The sequence below is a fragment of the Leeuwenhoekiella palythoae genome (assembly GCF_900130045.1).
In the GTDB taxonomy this organism is placed as follows: domain Bacteria; phylum Bacteroidota; class Bacteroidia; order Flavobacteriales; family Flavobacteriaceae; genus Leeuwenhoekiella; species Leeuwenhoekiella palythoae.
The window spans coordinates 256,169-272,110 of record NZ_FQXT01000006.1; the positions used below are offsets into that span (position 1 = coordinate 256,169).

Below are 15,942 nucleotides of genomic sequence, written 5' to 3' on the forward strand. Positions count from 1 at the left end.
AATTGATAGTTGAAAATTGAATTATTTAGTAACCTTGAGAATGGTATAATCGCGTTCTACTGCGGTTCCCATTTTACTCAAGACTGAATCTGTATGCACTTTTAGTTGAAAATTAGAGAAGCCGCACTTTTCCAAAAGGCTTAAGAGCTCTACTGAATCATAAAGCTCAAACCCATGCTGAGTAAAAGGCAACTGCTCCATAAATTTGCGTTCTGCATAACCTAACACCAGTGCACCACCTTTTTTTAAGAGCTTATATAGTTGGGAGATTATTTTAGTAGGTTCCTGCCAGAAATACAGTGTGTTTACAGCAATAATCTTATCAAATTCAGCTTCTGAAAAATCTAAGAGTTTGCCATTATAGGCTTTAAACTCTAGTGCTTGTTGTTTAGCGAATGTGCTATTGTATTTTTTTGCTTCTTCGATCATTAAAGTTGAAATATCGAGGCCTGTATAGGTGAGGTGCTTTCTGTTTTTTAATACGTGAGAAAGGTGCCAGCCATTTCCCGGACCCAATTCTAATATGTTATTGTTATGTTGTACATCAAGCGCAGTGAACGCGTTGATAACCATTTCTTTATTTGATTCTTGCATACGCCGCGCAACGGCTATTCCCTGAGGTCCTGAAGGACATCCCAGCTGGTTAGAAAGCTCTATTAAATCTTGTGTACTCCATTTTTTATATGTTTCCATAACTTTGTTATTTAGATTGAATATAAATTAGAGCAAAGCTAGGAGCATTCTTTTTATTCCAACTACGCAAGACGGAGAATGAGCTACGTCATACGGATTATATACTAGTGTTTCAGTTTTAGATTTATGCCGGTGAGCGTTTAACAGTTGAAGCTTTTGAGGTGTCTTTATTTTTCAGTTTAAAGACCACAGCGATAGAGCTCAAACTCATTAAGATCCAAAAGAGATCAACCACAAAAATCTGACTGAAGCCTGAACTCCAAGATACCCACGGCCAATTCCCGGTTACAAGTCCGTTGGCGACAGGAACACTTAGCGCTAGGATACTTCCAAGAATGAGACAAATTTTGTTGATGAGGTAATTATTTCTAAGCGCAATTAAAACTAAGCTTAGGCCTAACCAGCTGTAAAAGAATACGTGATACATAAAGATCTGGCGCGTGTCACCTAGATCAGTACCAAAAACTTTGATCGCTGTGAATGTAGCTGCAGTAACAGGATATAGACTCAGGCAGGCAGCCATATAAATATGAACTAACCATTTATTAAATATGCGTTTTGCGGGGGCAACGTGTTTTTTATCTCGAGCCACAAGCCAAATGAGCACACCACTTAGGATTACAAAACATGTAATAAACCCAAGTAGGAGGTAAATAAGTTTCATGCCGTAACCTCCAAAATCACCATAATGTAACCTGCGCAGCAGATTGAGTGAACCTTCGGCATAAGAGATTTTTCCGTAGGGATCTTTAGTATTTACCACTTGACCATCTTGAACACGATAAGTGATATGACCGGTACCTAAAAGCTTTTGGTCAAAATCTGGCGCCCCATAGATCTTTACATGCATACTTTGGTCACCGTAGTTAATGACATCAAGCGCGGTAAGCTTAATGTCAGGCCATTTGTTAAGCGTTCTGGCAACAAAATCGTTTATAGATGGTACGGTTTCTAATGGCTGGTACGTAAACTCATAAGTTGGATTTTCTTCATACTGAATATCCTTGGTAAAAGCCTGTACATCATCACCATAAATAAAGGATTGCACTGGTGGAAACATAACCATATAGCCTATAATCAAGAAGCAACCCGTAAGTGCAAACATAAACTGGTACGGCAAGCCAATCATCCCAAGGGCTACGTGAGCATCAGTCCATATATTTTTCCATTTTCCTTTAGGACGGAATACATAAAAGCTAGGAATAATCTTTTTCCAGTGTACAATAACACCGGTGATTACAGCAAACAAAAAGAAAAACGCAACAAAGCCCGAAAGGTAGTACCCTGATCTGCTAAAAAAATTAAGCTGTGCAAAAAAATGCAACCTGTAAAAGAACTCTCCAAGACTGTAATTAGAAGTGTAATCTTCCTTTTTAAAGGTATCCATATCCATATAAAAGAAGTTTCCTCTACGACCGCGTTGAGGTGCATCTTGTATGGTGGTATCTTTAGATTTAGTCATTGTCGCCCCTAATCTGCGCTCAAAATAGCGGTGATTGAACATCAAGTCTCTACCATATAAAGGCTTGTCTGTGCTCAATTCGTTTAAGGCCTGATCAAAATCTATCGTACTAAAATAAGCAGACTTAATGGGTTCATTGCGTTCCCAAGCATTGATCTCATCTCTTAAAAATGAAATGGATCCCGTAAAAAAGATAACATAAAGTAATGCGCTTATTACAATACCGCTAATGGTATGCGTATGAAAAAACACATTGTATAATCGTTGTCCCATAGAAGGAGTTTAGCGTTAGATTAAATTGATGAGACTATATAATACTGCACAGAGTAGTGCATATAGGGCTAGAATTTTATATCCGTTCTCAACGAGATAGACCACTAAAAAGAGCGTTACCCAAACCGCAAAACCAGCGTACTGAAGCGTTATCAGTGTTTCGGTAGGTGCGGCAAATTTTAGAATAAGCATAAAAAGCAGTTGCGTGATGCAATAGCCACCTACAAATCCGGCAATAAGTTTAGCGAGTCGTTGCCAGGGGGAACGGGTAAGGTGTTTTTTGTTAGCCGGCATAGTTATAAGAATAATTCAAGAATTAGCGCTAGTACAAAAACTACAGCCAGTTGTTTACTATTGGTAATAAATAAGGGCCCTATCAGCACTTGAATGCTTGCGATGGTCATTAGAATTACGAGAAAAGAAAAACTTCCGGATCCAAGCCCTAGATTGATCACACATAAAATAAGGCCAAGCGTCAACAAAAATAGCCCTAAGTATTTACTGGTTTTTGTATTTGAAGATGCCCATAGGACTACCGGATTTCCCTTTGGCAGTATAGCCCGTTTTGACGTGCTGTAGCAGCAATAAAAGCCAAGAGCGGTTAATAGAATACTTAAGCTGAGCATAGCAGGTTATTAAAATTTACTTTTTGCGGCTGCAAATATGTACGGAATTAGAATGGTTCTAAATACGCGAGGCGGAGAAATAGATACGTCAAACGGAATTTAGTCTCTAGCATTTCGCTAAAGCTGTTCAAGAATCGATCTCATGATTCTTTAGAGTTTCCTGCATTTCAATGTGAAACGTAGCTCCTACAAAAAGTTCTTCAAAATCAGCTAAAAGCAGCGGGTCTACCATAAGACAGAGTTCGCTATTGGTGTCAGGTAAGTATAATTTATCAGGTAGTTTGCCTTGACAATTTTCGCAGTAACACGGCTGAAAATAAGACCTCACAATATTTAGTAGGGAATAAATATCCTTTTTAGACATAAAAATTCCCATCGAGTCGATTACCAATTGATAGTTGCATTTAGGATTGGGTGCATCAGAAATTGTGAAGACTGAACCGTACGGATTCTTGTAAATCAATGACATATATGACATAACTAAAAGCTTTTAGTATATTTACTATTTAGATTAAATAAAAATAATATTTTTGTGGTTATTACATCGATTTATAAGAAATGATACATACGCGAGCGGGAGAAATTAGATCAAGGGTTGAGGAAGTTGCGCGTAGTATTGTTTTAACATCGCGAAACGAAATTGAACAAGCTGGAGCGCGTTTTGCACTAGAGCGCATTAATGCAGCGCATCTTGAGAGCACGGCTACCTTACAGGAAAATGATTTAGATCTTAAAATTACAGATGCCTTTCTTGAAGAGTTTGCGATAACCCGCGTACAACTTACAACGGATAAAACGGTATCCCTTCAATGGCCGCAGCAGGATGAAGCTTCGGTAAAAATTGTTCTTTTATTAAAAGGGAAAATAGTGTTGTCTGTAGCTAATAATCTTGTTGCGCTGCAACCAGATCATCTAAATATGATTTATCAGCGCACAGATGCCTTATCATTGATACATGAAACAGGTGCTACCGATTTTGTGGTGTTGACCTTATCTGAAAATTTCATAAAAACGCTTATTCCGCAAACAGAGCACGATGTATTTGATAAGGATACCCGGTTAAAAATATTCTTTGAGTCTGGATTTAAAAAGTCTGCTGTGATGTCTGACTTAATCAACCATATTTTAGATTACAAATGTCCTAAATATCTTAAACGCATTCACTTGCAATCTAAAATAACCGAGTTGTTTTTCCAGTTGTTATTGGTTTATTCAAAGAAGCAGGCAACCGTTACACAGATGCCCGTACATATAGAAAAGCAAATGTATGAGGCTCGGCAACAAATTATTGAGAACATCAGAAATCCGTATACATTAAAGACGCTAGCCAGAACTATAGGGACTAACGAGTATGAACTAAAACGCAATTTTAAGCAAACCTTTGGGATGACGGTTTTTGGGTATATCAATGAAGTACGTATGCAACGCGCTCAAAAGTATTTAAAAAGTTCGCATTTGAGTATTGCCCTAATAGCAGATAAAATAGGCTACAAAAATCCCCAGCATTTTTCTACGGCTTTTAAAAAGAGTACGGGTGTGACACCAAGTGCCTATAGAGATAAACTTAATTGAATTTACCTGAATTATATCCGCATAAAAAAGCAGCTACAAATTACTGTAACTGCTTTTTTTAGTAGCGAGAGGGGGGCACGATCCCCCGACCTCCGGGTTATGAATCCGACGCTCTAACCAACTGAGCTACCTCGCCAAATTTTGATCTTAAAAAGAAAGCCGAAGCTTTTTTCCTAAGCGGGTGCAAATATAATAACATTTATCAAGTTGGCAAGCATCTTAATATTAAAATAAAAAATTAGTGCTAATCTTTTTTACTCTGTAATTAATATTTATATTGGCAGCCCAACCTAGTAAAGAATCAATGGAAGAAAAAGTAAAATTTGAAATAGAGTTCCCTATACAGGCCTCACCGTCGTTATTATATCAATATATGTCTTCACCATCAGGAATGTCTGAGTGGTTTGCCGATAACGTGAATTCACGGGGCGAGTATTACACTTTCATCTGGAATGGAAGTGAAGAAAAAGCAAAGTTATTAGGAAAAAAGAGTGATGAGCGCATCAAATTCAGATGGATGGATGACGTAGAAGATGAGAATCTTTACTTTTTTGAACTGCGTATTGTAGTGGATGAGATCACAAAAGATGTGTCTTTGATCGTTACAGATTTTGCCGAGGAAGATGAGATCGACGAGGGGAAAATGTTTTGGGAAAATCAGATTTCAGAATTGAAACATATCATAGGTTCAAACTAAATAACCTATTCTTAAATTATATATTTGTCCCTTTGAAAAAAGGGACTTTTTTTATGATCAATTTTAACGGAACACTTACCGAAACACCACAATTTTCTGCACACAATAGGGGAATGCTTTACGGAGATGCAGTTTTTGAAACCATTCGGTATTCTGGTGGAAAATTATTTTTTTGGGAAGATCATTACTTTAGACTTATGGCTTCTATGCGTATCCTGCGTATGGAAATCCCAATGGGTTTTACGCTTGAAGATTTACAGGACGAACTTCTAAAAGTAGTGGAGGCTGAAAATTTAAAGGATCAAGCAGCAAGTCTCAGACTCACAGTGACCCGCAATGAGGGCGGTAAGTATTTGCCCGAAGATAACAATGTTTCTTTCTATATTTTTGCTAAAGAGCTAAAGGATCCTTTTTTTACCCTAACGGAAGACCATTACGAGGTAGAGCTATATAAAGATCATTACGTCAATGCAGATCTTCTTTCTACATTAAAAACAGCAAATAAAATCATTCACGTCACCGGAAGCATTTTTGCCAAGGAGAATGATTATGCCAATTGCTTATTGCTCAACACGAACAAGTCGGTAGTTGAAGCATTAAATGGAAATCTATTTCTTGTAAAAGGATCTACGATTAAAACGCCGCCTCTTGAAGAGGGTTGTCTTCGCGGAATTATACGTAAGCAATTGATTGAGATCATTGCTAAATTAGACGAGTTTACAATAGAGGAAGCAGCGATATCTCCTTTTGAGCTCCAAAAGGCAGATGAGTTATTTATTACAAATGCTATCGTAGGGATTCAGCCAATTAGCAAGTATCGTAAGAAAACGTACACTAATACAGTAGCTAAAAATCTCTTAGGCAAATTAAATGCAAAAGCGCGCTTAGGTTAAGAAAGCAACTAGTTATTACTAGGATTTTCAGGAGCGTTAGACCATAATAGGTATTCACCGCCAAGCTCTAACATTTTTTCCTTCCATAATTCAGGAAAGCATTTGTTGATGATTTCTTTATCATAGGTATTATCAGTGACGATCCAGGCGTTTGCATCCAATTCACTATCCAGCTGATTGCAATCCCATCCTGAATAACCTAAAAAAAACCGAATTTCATCGGTTGATATTTTATTGGAAGCGATTAGATCTACTACGGTGTCAAAATCACCGCCCCAATAAATGCCGTTAGAAATCTCAATACTCTCAGGGATGAGGTTTGGTACTTTGTGCAAGAAATAAAGGTTGTCTTGTTCAACGGGACCGCCATTGTAGATTTGCATAGCGTCACCTTTGATTTCCGGGATTAATTCGTTGAGGGTAAACGTCAGAGGCTTATTAAGGATAAAACCAACAGAGCCTTCTTCATTATGATTGGCAAGAAGTACGACAGATCTATTAAACGAAACATCGCCTATAATCGCCGGTTCTGCTATCAAAAGTTTTCCTTTTTGAGGCTTATTGGTCGTCATGAACATCTTTTGTTCTAAACTAATCTATTTTTTTTAATTAACAAAAAAATAACACTTAATAAAAAAGCCCCGATCACTCGGGGCTTTTAAAAGTATATAAACTGTAAGAATTAGTTTACAGCGTCAGATAAATCTGAACCAGCTTTAAACTTCACTACATTTTTAGCAGCGATTTGGATTGTTTTTCCAGTTTGTGGGTTTCTTCCTTCGCGAGCTGCACGCTTAGATACAGACCAAGAACCAAAACCTACAAGAGAAACGCGGTCGCCACCTTTCAATGATTTTTCGATATTTCCTAAAAATGATTCCAATGCTTTTTTAGCTGCTGCTTTTGTGATTCCAGCATCTTCTGCCATTGCATCAATTAAATCTGATTTGTTCATAATTTTAAAATTTTAAAAAAATTAAATGTCGGTTAAACTTTTGTTTATTGTCCTAACAAATTTAGACGGATATTTCGTTCACGCAAGCAATAGCGCAGGAAATCACGGTTTATGTTGATAACTTTAACGTTTTGTTGATAACGGCAAGCATTTTTAACACAATTAAGGCAAATTCCCCGTAGGTCTAGTATTACAACGTTTTAGCTTCGCTTTGGATGCTAAAACCATTTAGCAAATCTTTGACCGGCATGCGCTTTTTGCCAGAGAGTTGTACTTCATCTAATCGAACCCATCCATCTTCGGCTGAAACATACAGTTTGTCGTGATTTACTTTTATTTTACCGACACTAGGGTTGCCTAATTCATTTGATTCTTCCACAGAAGCCAGTGTCGCCTTATAGACTTTTAATTGGTGCTCTTGAGCATCTCCATTAGTAAAAAGCGTCCAGGCCACAGGATATGGACTCAATCCTCTTATGTGATTGTATACTTGTTTTGAAGGTTGATCCCAATTGATTCGCGTGTTTTCTCGATTGAGTTTATAAGCTGTATGCAATTGTTCTTGTTTAGGCTGAGCGACCGTTTCAACCGGACCTTCCGCTATTAGTTTTACAGTTTTAAGAATAACCTCGCTACCTAAATGCATAAGCCTGTCGTGCAATTCTCCCGCATTTTCTGCTTCAGAAATAGCTACTTTTTCTTGAAGAATGATAGCACCGGTATCTATCTTTTCATCTATAAAAAAGGTAGTCACTCCGGTTTCTTTTTCCCCTTTTATAATTGCCCAGTTAATAGGTGCAGCCCCGCGATAATCGGGCAGCAGTGAAGCGTGCAAATTAAAGGTGCCGTATTCCGGCATTTGCCAAACCACTTCAGGAAGCATTCTAAATGCGACTACGATGTGTAGGTTAGCGTTGAGACTTTTTAATTCTTCTAAAAAAGCTTCAGACTTTAAGTTGGTAGGTTGTAAAACCTTAAGGTCTTGAGATAAGGCATACTTTTTTATTGCACTCTGTTGAATTTTTTGTCCACGGCCGGCAGGTCTGTCCGGAGCCGTAATGACGCCTACAATCGTATAATTATTTTCGACAAGATTCTCTAAACCGGCAACGGCAAAATCTGGTGTTCCCATAAAGATTATGCGTAAATCTCTCATATTCGTTGATATAAATTTGAAGGGGTTATTTTAATTTTCTTCTGCATTAATAGCAGTTTTAAGCTACTTAATAGGTCTTCTTCACGCTTTATTTTTAAAACTTCTAAGAGCGTTTTAGACGAGCAAGCGCCCTGATTCAAATAGTGTAAAATTTGATCCTCGAGCGCTCGGGGAGCTTTAGTTTTTAATTTCTTTTGGCAAATATCGCAGATTCCGCAGGCTTCTTGTTGATGTTCTTCGAAATAAGCTAGCAATTGTTTACTGCGACACACCGGCGTTTCAATATAGCGCAACATACTTTTTACCTGATCTACTTTACGCGTGTTTTGCGCGGTTATCGCTTTTGAAATGCGATTGATCACAAGATCATCTTCACGCTGCACTAAAAAAGTTATAGCAGTATCTGCGTGGGAGTGCTCATAAACAGCCACATCATCTTTATGTAATTGCAAAAGCGTTTGATGAATTTTAACCAGAGGTACCCCCGCCTTTTTTGCGATCAATGCATGATCAATGGTAATGGCGTTATCATAAATTCCACTATAGGTGCGCAACAAGCTTTTTACGATGGAATCAATTCCCGGATTGCGAATTAGATAATAGGTAAGATTAATTGCAGAAACCGAAAATTGAAGCGTAGCTCTTCGATAAAATTCTTGACTCAATAAGAGCACGCTATTGCGATCGAGTAACTGAAGCGCATTATAGGTTAGCAATGTATTGAAATCATAGGTTTTGCAGAATTCGGTAAAATCAAACCGAAAGGTTTCGTGCTCACCTTCTCCGTAAGAAATTTGAAAATAGCTATTGAGTTTTTTGTATACCTTTTTAACAAAAGAAACCGAAGGTAATACCTTCAAAAACTGATTGGTTAAACGGTCTTTATCGCTGTTATTAAATAGAATTACACTGGTTGCTTGTTGACCATTTCTTCCGGCTCTACCGGCTTCTTGAAAATAGCTTTCGAGACTTTCGGGCAGTTCTACGTGTATTACGGTTTGCACATCAGCTTTGTCAATACCCATCCCAAAAGCGCTGGTTGCTACCATTACTTGGGTTTTGTTTTGAGACCAAGCTGCAAAACGTTCCTGGCGCTCCCCATTGCCTAATCCACCGTGGTAAAAATGCGCCGAAATCCCGTATTCGTTTAGAAACTGGGCAAAATACTGTGCACTTTTTCTGCTACGTACATAGACAATTCCGCTTCCGGGATGTTGCTTAAAAAGCTGAACGATGCGCTGTTGCTTGCTTTCTTCGTAGAGTACTTTATTAGCGAGATTCTTCCGCTTAAATGAATCTCTAAAAGTAGTTACCTCTTTTAGTGCCAGCTGGGTGATGATATCTTGCTGTACGGCAGCCGTGGCGGTTGCAGTAAGCGCTATACACGGGATTTCTTGAAACTGTTCTCTAAACGCTTGAATATTTCGGTAAGCCGGTCTAAAATCGTGACCCCATTGTGAGATACAATGAGCTTCATCAATTGCCAGCAAATTGATGTTCATTTGTTTTAGGCGTGCTAAAACGAGTTCGTTTTGCAAGCGCTCAGGAGAGAGGTACAGCAGTTTGTAATTGCCAAAAATGCAATTGTCTAATAAAACATCAAGCTCTTGATATTTAATTCCGCCGGGAATGTGCAAGGCTTTAATTCCTCTTTTTTCAAGCTGAACCACTTGATCTTTCATTAAAGAGAGCAGGGGAGAAATCACTAAGGTAATTCCCTCTTTGATCACTGCCGGAATTTGATAGCAAAGTGATTTTCCGCCGCCGGTAGGAAGCAACGCAAAGGTGTCTTTACCGTTTAAGACACTTGTAATGATCTCAAGCTGTTTTGACCGGAATGATGCATAGCCCCAGAACTTTTGTAAAGCTTCTTGAGGAGTGGTCATCATAGGGTCATATGCTTTAAAATAAAATCCAGGCGATCTTCGACCGGTACTTTGGGCACTTCAATAGGAGTATAACCACAAGAACGATACGTTTTTAAAAGTTCGTCTTGAATTTTTACCGCTTCCTCAAAACTTTCATAGCGCTCTTTGTCAGTTACGTGAATATCGCGCCACAAAGGAAGTAAGAATATCTTATCGTAGCGATACGTTGAGTTCGCTTTAGTAAATCGGTCAGGATACTCCTGCCCAATAAAATCCATATAAGCAGACACATCAGGAATACCACGGTCTATAAAAACATATTCAGCATCAAGGGCACCGGCATCCAAGTATTGCTGTATACGACGTTCTAGCAGTTTATCGCTAAACAGCAGGGGTTCTGTAAGAAATAATTGCTCAATACCTTCTTGCTGTGCAGCTTTGATCACCTCGCGCGACACTTCATCAAGGCAAGGATATCCCTTTTCTTTTAAAGCGTTGAGTAAAGTTGTTTTTCCGGTACTGGGGCCTCCTATTAAAACAATGCGTTTTGCTGTCAAGATAAATGCTTTAGGTCTTTCGTAATTGGCGGTAAAAATACTCAAATACAAACCGATTAAAAAATTAGCTTTAGAATGGTATCTTTGCACCTCAAAAGAAGGCTATGAGCACAGATAAAAACTCTGAAGAATTTTACAAGAAATTAAAAGGCAGACTCGAAGAAACCACACAGTGGCCATCTGCCTACCTTTATAAATTTATCGTCCCGTCTGATAACCAGAAGATTGCTCAAATTGAAGAGATCTTTGATAATATGGGAGCGGTGATCAATACAAAAGAATCAAGCAAAGGTACTTATACAAGTGTTTCTATAAATGTGCGTATGCAGGACCCTGATGCGGTTATTGCAAAATATAAAGAAGTAGCAAGCGTTGAAGGTGTTATTTCGCTGTAATCGCATAAAATCAGCTTTTAAATTACATTAATTTAATTTTGGCCTGTGGGCCTTTCTACAATTTTTAGTACTTTGCCTTATCGTTTCTTTTTAAGAAACTACTTCACTTAAATTTTTACAGTTGATAGATCAATTAGAATATAATACAGAGCGAGAGAAGCTTATTATTCCCGAGTATGGGCGCCATTTACAAAAGATGGTTAATCAAGCCGTTGAAGAAGAAGATGAAAAAAAGCGCAATATCATAGCACGCAGTATTATCGCAGTGATGGGTAATTTACAACCACATCTGCGTGATGTGCCTGATTTTCAGCATAAGCTTTGGGATCAATTGTTTATCATGAGTGATTTTAAACTAGATGTGGTTTCTCCTTATGATAAGCCTTCTAAAGAAAAACTAGAAGAGCATCCAGATCCTTTAGATTATCCGCAAAATCATCCTAAATACCGTTTCTACGGAAACAACATCAAACGTATGATAGATGTGGCGGTGCAATGGGAAAAAGGTCAAAAGCGAGAGGCATTAGAGTTTACCATCGCAAACCACATGAAAAAATGCTTCCTGAACTGGAATAAGGATACCGTAGATGACGAAGTGATCTTTAAGCATCTGTTTGAATTGAGTGACGGGCAGATCAATCTTGCCAAAAAAGACGAAGATCTCAAAGAAGCGCAAAAACTTATGCGCAACAAAAAATCAGGTAAGTCTTACCGAAAAAAATCTGGACGCGGTAAAAAGCGTTACTAATTTTTAGCAACACATTTTAATGGGAACATTTCAGATAGAAGGAGGGCATCAGCTCAAAGGATCCATCCAACCTCAAGGTGCAAAAAATGAAGCCTTACAAATACTTTGCGCGGTTTTATTAACTCCGGAAAAAGTAGTCATTGACAACATCCCTGATATTGTAGATGTCAATAAGCTCATCACTATTTTGAGCAATCTGGGAGTAAAAATTCAAAAACTAGGTAAAGGCAAATACTCTTTTAAAAGTGATGCACTGCACTTAGAGTATTTAGAAAGTGAACAATTCAAAAAAGAAGGTGGCGGTTTGCGCGGTTCTATAATGATCGTTGGGCCTTTACTAGCACGCTTCGGTAAAGGATATATTCCGCGTCCGGGGGGTGATAAAATTGGGCGTAGACGTCTGGATACCCATTTTGAAGGAATGATCAAACTGGGTGCAAAATTTCGATATAATAAAGAAGAGCGCTTTTACGGCGTAGAAGCTCCTGAAGGTTTACGCGGAACGTTTATGCTTCTGGATGAAGCTTCGGTAACCGGTACAGCAAATATTGTTATGGCTGCGGTAATGGCCGAAGGAGAGACCACAATTTATAACGCGGCTTGTGAACCTTATTTACAACAGCTGTGTAAAATGCTCAATAAAATGGGCGCAAAGATCAGTGGTATTGGTTCAAATATGCTTAAGATCGAAGGTGTAAAAGCACTTAATGGCTGTGAGCATAGCATTTTGCCTGATATGATCGAGATCGGTTCTTGGATCGGGCTGGCAGCAATGACTAAAAGTGAGATCACTATTAAAAATGTAAGCTGGAATGATTTAGGACTTATTCCTGCTACCTTTAGAAAGCTGGGGATCACCGTTGAAAAACGAGGTGACGATATTTTTATTCCTGCGCATACTGAAGGCTATGAAATTGAAACTTTTATTGACGGCTCGTTTATGACCATCAGCGATGCACCTTGGCCGGGATTCACTCCAGACTTATTGAGTATTGTTTTGGTAGTGGCAACGCAAGCCAAAGGTGAAGTATTAATCCATCAAAAAATGTTTGAAAGCCGTCTGTTTTTCGTAGATAAATTAATTGATATGGGGGCGAAGATCATTCTTTGTGATCCGCATCGCGCTACGGTTATTGGGCACGACTTTAAATCAACTTTAAAAGCTACCACGATGAGTTCGCCAGATATTCGGGCGGGTATTTCTTTGTTAATCGCGGCATTGAGCGCCAAAGGCACTTCTACAATTCATAACATTGAGCAAATAGATCGCGGTTATGAGAATATTGATGAACGTCTTAGAGCGATTGGTGCAAAGATCATCAGAACCGCTTAACATCGTAAACGTATACAAACAAAAAAATCTCGGTATCAAGCCGAGATTTTTTTGTTTGTATATAGTTCTAACCGGTTACAGTAATAAATCAGCGATATCCTGCCAAGTATCGGCACGGTCAAAACCGTTAGTATTTACATTGTGTGGTGAGGTAAATTGAATACCACGACCTTCAAAAGCTGCTAAATTGTAAGAGCGATCATCTATTAAAACGTCACCGCGTAGCACGTGTTTATGACCGCACAAAATACGATTTTGCCACGGAATAAAAGGGAAATGTTTATCAAGCCAATCTGCTTTTTCCTCAAGGCTGGTTTTAAATTGCATGGCAGCAGAAGCGATATATAAGTCGTGTTTGTCGTGTAGTTCACGCATAACCTCCTGGCTGTCTTTCATCACTTTCAGATCAATAAAAAAGCCACGCTCATTGGCGTGATTGCGCACGTAACCTTGATGTGGTTCGGGCACCATTTGCCACACTTCGTGACCTAAGCAGTCTTCTTTTTTAAGAGTTGCGTTGTATTTGTTGTTGTAGAGGTCAATGTGCGCCTGATAAGTATCGGCGATCACCTCGTCCATATCTACGAATATTGTCATTGTGTAAGGGTTTTGATAAAATGCCAAAATACGGCATAGCATTGAAAACTAGTTTAAATTCACCTTAAAAAATCAGTAACCCTTGGTAACGCAAAGGTTTTAAATAGTTATTTTTAGAAAGAAGCCAATTTATGTGGAAATTTTATCGCGATATTACCCGTTTTGCCGCATTATTTGCGTTGGTCTGCATTCCCATTGGAAGTTTGACGAGTGCAACCGTGCTCTTTGGGATCTTAGGCACTCCTGTAGGATTATTGATGTTTCACTATTTTCAGAAGGAAGAATTCTATGGATATTACAATCTGGGATATACTAAGCTGAAATTGATAGGGACTACTTGGTTGGTTAATTTGGCGCTGACCCCCGTACTTTTACTACTTTCATTTATAATTTTAAAATTGGTACGCCTTGGCGCTATTGCAAGTTAATAACATCAGCAAAAGTTTTGGGAAGAAGCAAATTCTAGAATCTGCAGATTTTCAGTTGGCAACGGGAGAGATTTTAGGAGTTTTTGGGCGAAATGGTAGTGGGAAAAGCACGTTGCTCACCATTCTATTCGGTACTCAAACTGCTAAAACCGGAACTATAAAGATCAACGAAACGCAGCATTCCGTCAGGAAACACTTTTGGAATAAAAATCCTATCGTCGCTAATGAACTTATTGGGTATTTACCACAATTCAGTTTTTTATCGCAATCCTCAAAAGTTTGGGATTTAATTCCCAGATATTTTGAAGGGGCAGCACAAGATTTAATTTTTAGAGCGCCACGAATGTCTAAAATCGCAAATCGTAAAGTAAACGAACTTTCTTTAGGCGAGCGGCGCTATCTCGAGGTTTTGATCGTTGGTAATTTAAAGCATCCATTTCTTTTACTGGACGAACCTTTCTCGATGGTTGAGCCTTTGTTCAAAGGATTGATTCACGAGTTTTTAAGTTCGTTAAAATCAAAAAAGGGTATTTTACTCACTGATCATTACTATCAGGATGTGTGGCAACTGGCAGATCGCAATCTTGTTTTAAAGGATGGAAAATTAAAAACTGTAAATGCTTTAGAAGATCTGGTTAACGCCGGTTATTTACGAAGTATGTAAACGCTTAATTATGAAAGATAATTTTTCAAACCACGCACAAGATTATGCTAAGTTCAGACCTACGTACCCAAAAGCGGTATTCGAATTTTTGTATGAATTAATTCCGGAAAAATTAAATGCTTGGGATGTTGCGACCGGTAATGGGCAAGTCGCTGTTGAGCTTGCAACAAATTTTCAAAATGTTTTGGCAACCGACTTGAGTGCGCAGCAACTCGCCGAAGCACCACAGCTGAAGAATATAGCGTATCGAGTTCAAACATCAGAAACAGCATTTGATTACGATGCAAAATTTGATCTTATCACTGTTGCTCAGGCAATTCATTGGTTTGATTTTGATAAATTCTATGCGAATGTAAAAGCACACTTAGCACCTCAAGGTATTTTAGCGGTGATAGGATATTCGGTTTTTGAAACTTCAGGAAAATTAAACGAAGTGATTCAGCATTTTTATAAAAACATCACCGACAAGTATTGGGATCCTGAGCGGCGGTATCTTGATGAACATTACCAAACGATTCCTTTTCCTTTTCAAGAAATTACCGTTCCAAAATTTGAGATGGAAGTCCGATGGACAAAAGTTCAATTTCTAAATTATTTGAACACATGGTCTGCGGTTAAGCATTATGAAAAGGCAAACGGTCAGAATCCGCTTGAGCTGATTAAGGCAGATGTTGAGGCCAATTGGGGAAATGCGGTCATACGCAAGTTTAGTTTTCCGTTACTTTTTAGACTAGGGATGAACACCTAATTCTTCTTATTCTTGTTTTTCTTTTTTTGTTGTCCCGGAGCAAAAGCTTTTGCACTTTGAGCTCCATATACTTTTTTGACCTGGCCGGGTGCACTATTATTAGCATTTCTAGAGGTGCGATAGCTAGAGCAAGAAGCTGAGGATAAAATCATTGCGCCTAGCGCCAATAGTAAAACAAGCTTTTTCATAGTAGTTTTCTTTTAGGTAAAGATAAAAGTGCAAAAGCGTAGTTTTTTGCGATTTAAGTATTGCTTAATAAAGGTTTAGGAATTTTTAG

20 protein-coding genes and 1 tRNA gene are annotated in these 15,942 nt (G+C 38.4%); 9 read left to right on the forward strand and 12 right to left on the reverse strand.

Going from position 1 to position 15,942, the window contains the following annotated elements:
- Window positions 1–21: 21 nt before the first annotated feature.
- The 4 genes from BUA96_RS15965 to BUA96_RS15985 all read right to left on the reverse strand — a co-directional run bounded on the left by BUA96_RS15965 (window position 22) and on the right by BUA96_RS15985 (window position 3,532).
- Window positions 22–693, reverse strand: coding sequence for a class I SAM-dependent methyltransferase (locus tag BUA96_RS15965; RefSeq protein ID WP_072984824.1), 672 nt, complete (start codon window positions 691–693; stop codon window positions 22–24).
- A gap of 124 nt (window positions 694–817) precedes the next feature.
- The gene (locus BUA96_RS15970) at window positions 818–2,428 is read right to left on the reverse strand and encodes a PepSY-associated TM helix domain-containing protein (RefSeq protein ID WP_072984826.1); all 1,611 of its coding nucleotides are present in this window, start codon (window positions 2,426–2,428) and stop codon (window positions 818–820) included.
- A gap of 15 nt (window positions 2,429–2,443) precedes the next feature.
- Entirely contained in the window at window positions 2,444–2,722 is a 279-nt protein-coding gene (locus BUA96_RS15975; RefSeq protein ID WP_072984828.1) for a hypothetical protein, read from the reverse strand.
- Window positions 2,723–3,181: 459 nt separating this feature from the next.
- Window positions 3,182–3,532: a hypothetical protein gene (locus tag BUA96_RS15985; RefSeq protein ID WP_128755757.1), complete on the reverse strand. Its 351-nt coding sequence runs from the start codon at window positions 3,530–3,532 to the stop codon at window positions 3,182–3,184.
- An 80-nt stretch (window positions 3,533–3,612) separates the two neighbouring features.
- Between BUA96_RS15985 and BUA96_RS15990 the strand changes: the two genes are divergently transcribed.
- Window positions 3,613–4,626, forward strand: a complete 1,014-nt coding sequence (locus tag BUA96_RS15990) for a helix-turn-helix transcriptional regulator (protein ID WP_072984834.1) — start codon at window positions 3,613–3,615, stop codon at window positions 4,624–4,626.
- A 62-nt stretch (window positions 4,627–4,688) separates the two neighbouring features.
- Here the strand turns inward: BUA96_RS15990 and BUA96_RS15995 are convergent.
- Window positions 4,689–4,762 (reverse strand) — tRNA-Met (locus tag BUA96_RS15995).
- Between the two features lie 168 nt (window positions 4,763–4,930).
- Here BUA96_RS15995 and BUA96_RS16000 point away from each other — a divergent pair.
- On the forward strand, window positions 4,931–5,323 hold the full coding sequence (locus BUA96_RS16000; RefSeq protein WP_072984836.1) for an START-like domain-containing protein: 393 nt from the start codon (window positions 4,931–4,933) through the stop codon (window positions 5,321–5,323).
- Window positions 5,324–5,376: 53 nt separating this feature from the next.
- Window positions 5,377–6,216, forward strand: coding sequence for an aminotransferase class IV (locus tag BUA96_RS16005; protein ID WP_072984918.1), 840 nt, complete (start codon window positions 5,377–5,379; stop codon window positions 6,214–6,216).
- 8 nt (window positions 6,217–6,224) lie between these two features.
- Here the strand turns inward: BUA96_RS16005 and BUA96_RS16010 are convergent, their stop codons facing one another.
- The 5 genes from BUA96_RS16010 to BUA96_RS16030 all read right to left on the reverse strand — a co-directional run bounded on the left by BUA96_RS16010 (window position 6,225) and on the right by BUA96_RS16030 (window position 10,752).
- Complete coding sequence (locus tag BUA96_RS16010; RefSeq protein ID WP_072984838.1) at window positions 6,225–6,788, reverse strand: YqgE/AlgH family protein; 564 nt, start codon at window positions 6,786–6,788, stop codon at window positions 6,225–6,227.
- A gap of 110 nt (window positions 6,789–6,898) precedes the next feature.
- Complete coding sequence (locus BUA96_RS16015) at window positions 6,899–7,171, reverse strand: HU family DNA-binding protein (RefSeq protein ID WP_009779660.1); 273 nt, start codon at window positions 7,169–7,171, stop codon at window positions 6,899–6,901.
- 190 nt (window positions 7,172–7,361) lie between these two features.
- Entirely contained in the window at window positions 7,362–8,327 is a 966-nt protein-coding gene (gene fmt, locus BUA96_RS16020) for a methionyl-tRNA formyltransferase (RefSeq protein ID WP_072984840.1), read from the reverse strand.
- Window positions 8,324–10,216, reverse strand: coding sequence for a RecQ family ATP-dependent DNA helicase (locus tag BUA96_RS16025; RefSeq protein WP_084673194.1), 1,893 nt, complete (start codon window positions 10,214–10,216; stop codon window positions 8,324–8,326). Before BUA96_RS16025 ends, fmt begins: the two co-directional genes overlap by 4 nt.
- On the reverse strand, window positions 10,213–10,752 hold the full coding sequence (locus BUA96_RS16030) for an AAA family ATPase (protein WP_072984920.1): 540 nt from the start codon (window positions 10,750–10,752) through the stop codon (window positions 10,213–10,215). The genes BUA96_RS16025 and BUA96_RS16030 overlap by 4 nt, the downstream gene beginning before the upstream one ends.
- Before the next feature lie 104 nt (window positions 10,753–10,856).
- Here BUA96_RS16030 and BUA96_RS16035 point away from each other — a divergent pair, with 104 nt between their 5' ends.
- The 3 genes from BUA96_RS16035 to murA all read left to right on the forward strand — a co-directional run bounded on the left by BUA96_RS16035 (window position 10,857) and on the right by murA (window position 13,228).
- On the forward strand, window positions 10,857–11,147 hold the full coding sequence (locus BUA96_RS16035; RefSeq protein WP_072984844.1) for a DUF493 family protein: 291 nt from the start codon (window positions 10,857–10,859) through the stop codon (window positions 11,145–11,147).
- 121 nt (window positions 11,148–11,268) lie between these two features.
- Window positions 11,269–11,895: a DUF4290 domain-containing protein gene (locus BUA96_RS16040; protein WP_072984846.1), complete on the forward strand. Its 627-nt coding sequence runs from the start codon at window positions 11,269–11,271 to the stop codon at window positions 11,893–11,895.
- A 19-nt stretch (window positions 11,896–11,914) separates the two neighbouring features.
- Entirely contained in the window at window positions 11,915–13,228 is a 1,314-nt protein-coding gene (gene murA / locus BUA96_RS16045; protein WP_072984848.1) for a UDP-N-acetylglucosamine 1-carboxyvinyltransferase, read from the forward strand.
- Between the two features lie 75 nt (window positions 13,229–13,303).
- Here the strand turns inward: murA and BUA96_RS16050 are convergent, their stop codons facing one another.
- Window positions 13,304–13,825 (reverse strand): 5' nucleotidase, NT5C type, encoded by a 522-nt coding sequence (locus BUA96_RS16050; RefSeq protein WP_072984850.1) that lies wholly within the window; start codon window positions 13,823–13,825, stop codon window positions 13,304–13,306.
- Between the two features lie 131 nt (window positions 13,826–13,956).
- Here BUA96_RS16050 and BUA96_RS16055 point away from each other — a divergent pair, with 131 nt between their 5' ends.
- The 3 genes from BUA96_RS16055 to BUA96_RS16065 are packed head-to-tail and all read left to right on the forward strand — an operon-like array spanning window position 13,957 to window position 15,665.
- The gene (locus tag BUA96_RS16055) at window positions 13,957–14,253 is read left to right on the forward strand and encodes a hypothetical protein (RefSeq protein ID WP_072984852.1); all 297 of its coding nucleotides are present in this window, start codon (window positions 13,957–13,959) and stop codon (window positions 14,251–14,253) included.
- Window positions 14,234–14,917 carry an ATP-binding cassette domain-containing protein gene (locus BUA96_RS16060; protein WP_072984854.1) on the forward strand — a complete coding sequence of 228 codons (684 nt, stop codon included), beginning with the start codon at window positions 14,234–14,236 and terminating at the stop codon, window positions 14,915–14,917. The genes BUA96_RS16055 and BUA96_RS16060 overlap by 20 nt, the downstream gene beginning before the upstream one ends.
- A 10-nt stretch (window positions 14,918–14,927) precedes the next feature.
- Entirely contained in the window at window positions 14,928–15,665 is a 738-nt protein-coding gene (locus BUA96_RS16065; RefSeq protein ID WP_072984856.1) for a class I SAM-dependent methyltransferase, read from the forward strand.
- Here the strand turns inward: BUA96_RS16065 and BUA96_RS16070 are convergent.
- The gene (locus BUA96_RS16070) at window positions 15,662–15,853 is read right to left on the reverse strand and encodes a hypothetical protein (protein WP_072984858.1); all 192 of its coding nucleotides are present in this window, start codon (window positions 15,851–15,853) and stop codon (window positions 15,662–15,664) included. The two genes, BUA96_RS16065 and BUA96_RS16070, sit on opposite strands and share 4 nt — an antisense overlap.
- Window positions 15,854–15,942 lie beyond the last annotated feature (89 nt).

What these genes read in the sequence shown, in the direction of transcription:
- BUA96_RS15965 (WP_072984824.1), bottom strand. Translation starts at nt 693, where the DNA reads ATGGAAACATATAAAAAATGGAGTACACAAGATTTAATAGAGCTTTCT.
- BUA96_RS15970 (WP_072984826.1), bottom strand. Translation starts at nt 2,428, where the DNA reads ATGGGACAACGATTATACAATGTGTTTTTTCATACGCATACCATTAGC.
- BUA96_RS15975 (WP_072984828.1), bottom strand. Translation starts at nt 2,722, where the DNA reads ATGCCGGCTAACAAAAAACACCTTACCCGTTCCCCCTGGCAACGACTC.
- BUA96_RS15985 (WP_128755757.1), bottom strand. Translation starts at nt 3,532, where the DNA reads ATGTCATATATGTCATTGATTTACAAGAATCCGTACGGTTCAGTCTTC.
- BUA96_RS15990 (WP_072984834.1), top strand. Translation starts at nt 3,613, where the DNA reads ATGATACATACGCGAGCGGGAGAAATTAGATCAAGGGTTGAGGAAGTT.
- BUA96_RS16000 (WP_072984836.1), top strand. Translation starts at nt 4,931, where the DNA reads ATGGAAGAAAAAGTAAAATTTGAAATAGAGTTCCCTATACAGGCCTCA.
- BUA96_RS16005 (WP_072984918.1), top strand. Translation starts at nt 5,377, where the DNA reads ATGATCAATTTTAACGGAACACTTACCGAAACACCACAATTTTCTGCA.
- BUA96_RS16010 (WP_072984838.1), bottom strand. Translation starts at nt 6,788, where the DNA reads ATGACGACCAATAAGCCTCAAAAAGGAAAACTTTTGATAGCAGAACCG.
- BUA96_RS16015 (WP_009779660.1), bottom strand. Translation starts at nt 7,171, where the DNA reads ATGAACAAATCAGATTTAATTGATGCAATGGCAGAAGATGCTGGAATC.
- fmt (WP_072984840.1), bottom strand. Translation starts at nt 8,327, where the DNA reads ATGAGAGATTTACGCATAATCTTTATGGGAACACCAGATTTTGCCGTT.
- BUA96_RS16025 (WP_084673194.1), bottom strand. Translation starts at nt 10,216, where the DNA reads ATGATGACCACTCCTCAAGAAGCTTTACAAAAGTTCTGGGGCTATGCA.
- BUA96_RS16035 (WP_072984844.1), top strand. Translation starts at nt 10,857, where the DNA reads ATGAGCACAGATAAAAACTCTGAAGAATTTTACAAGAAATTAAAAGGC.
- murA (WP_072984848.1), top strand. Translation starts at nt 11,915, where the DNA reads ATGGGAACATTTCAGATAGAAGGAGGGCATCAGCTCAAAGGATCCATC.
- BUA96_RS16050 (WP_072984850.1), bottom strand. Translation starts at nt 13,825, where the DNA reads ATGACAATATTCGTAGATATGGACGAGGTGATCGCCGATACTTATCAG.
- BUA96_RS16055 (WP_072984852.1), top strand. Translation starts at nt 13,957, where the DNA reads ATGTGGAAATTTTATCGCGATATTACCCGTTTTGCCGCATTATTTGCG.
- BUA96_RS16065 (WP_072984856.1), top strand. Translation starts at nt 14,928, where the DNA reads ATGAAAGATAATTTTTCAAACCACGCACAAGATTATGCTAAGTTCAGA.
- BUA96_RS16070 (WP_072984858.1), bottom strand. Translation starts at nt 15,853, where the DNA reads ATGAAAAAGCTTGTTTTACTATTGGCGCTAGGCGCAATGATTTTATCC.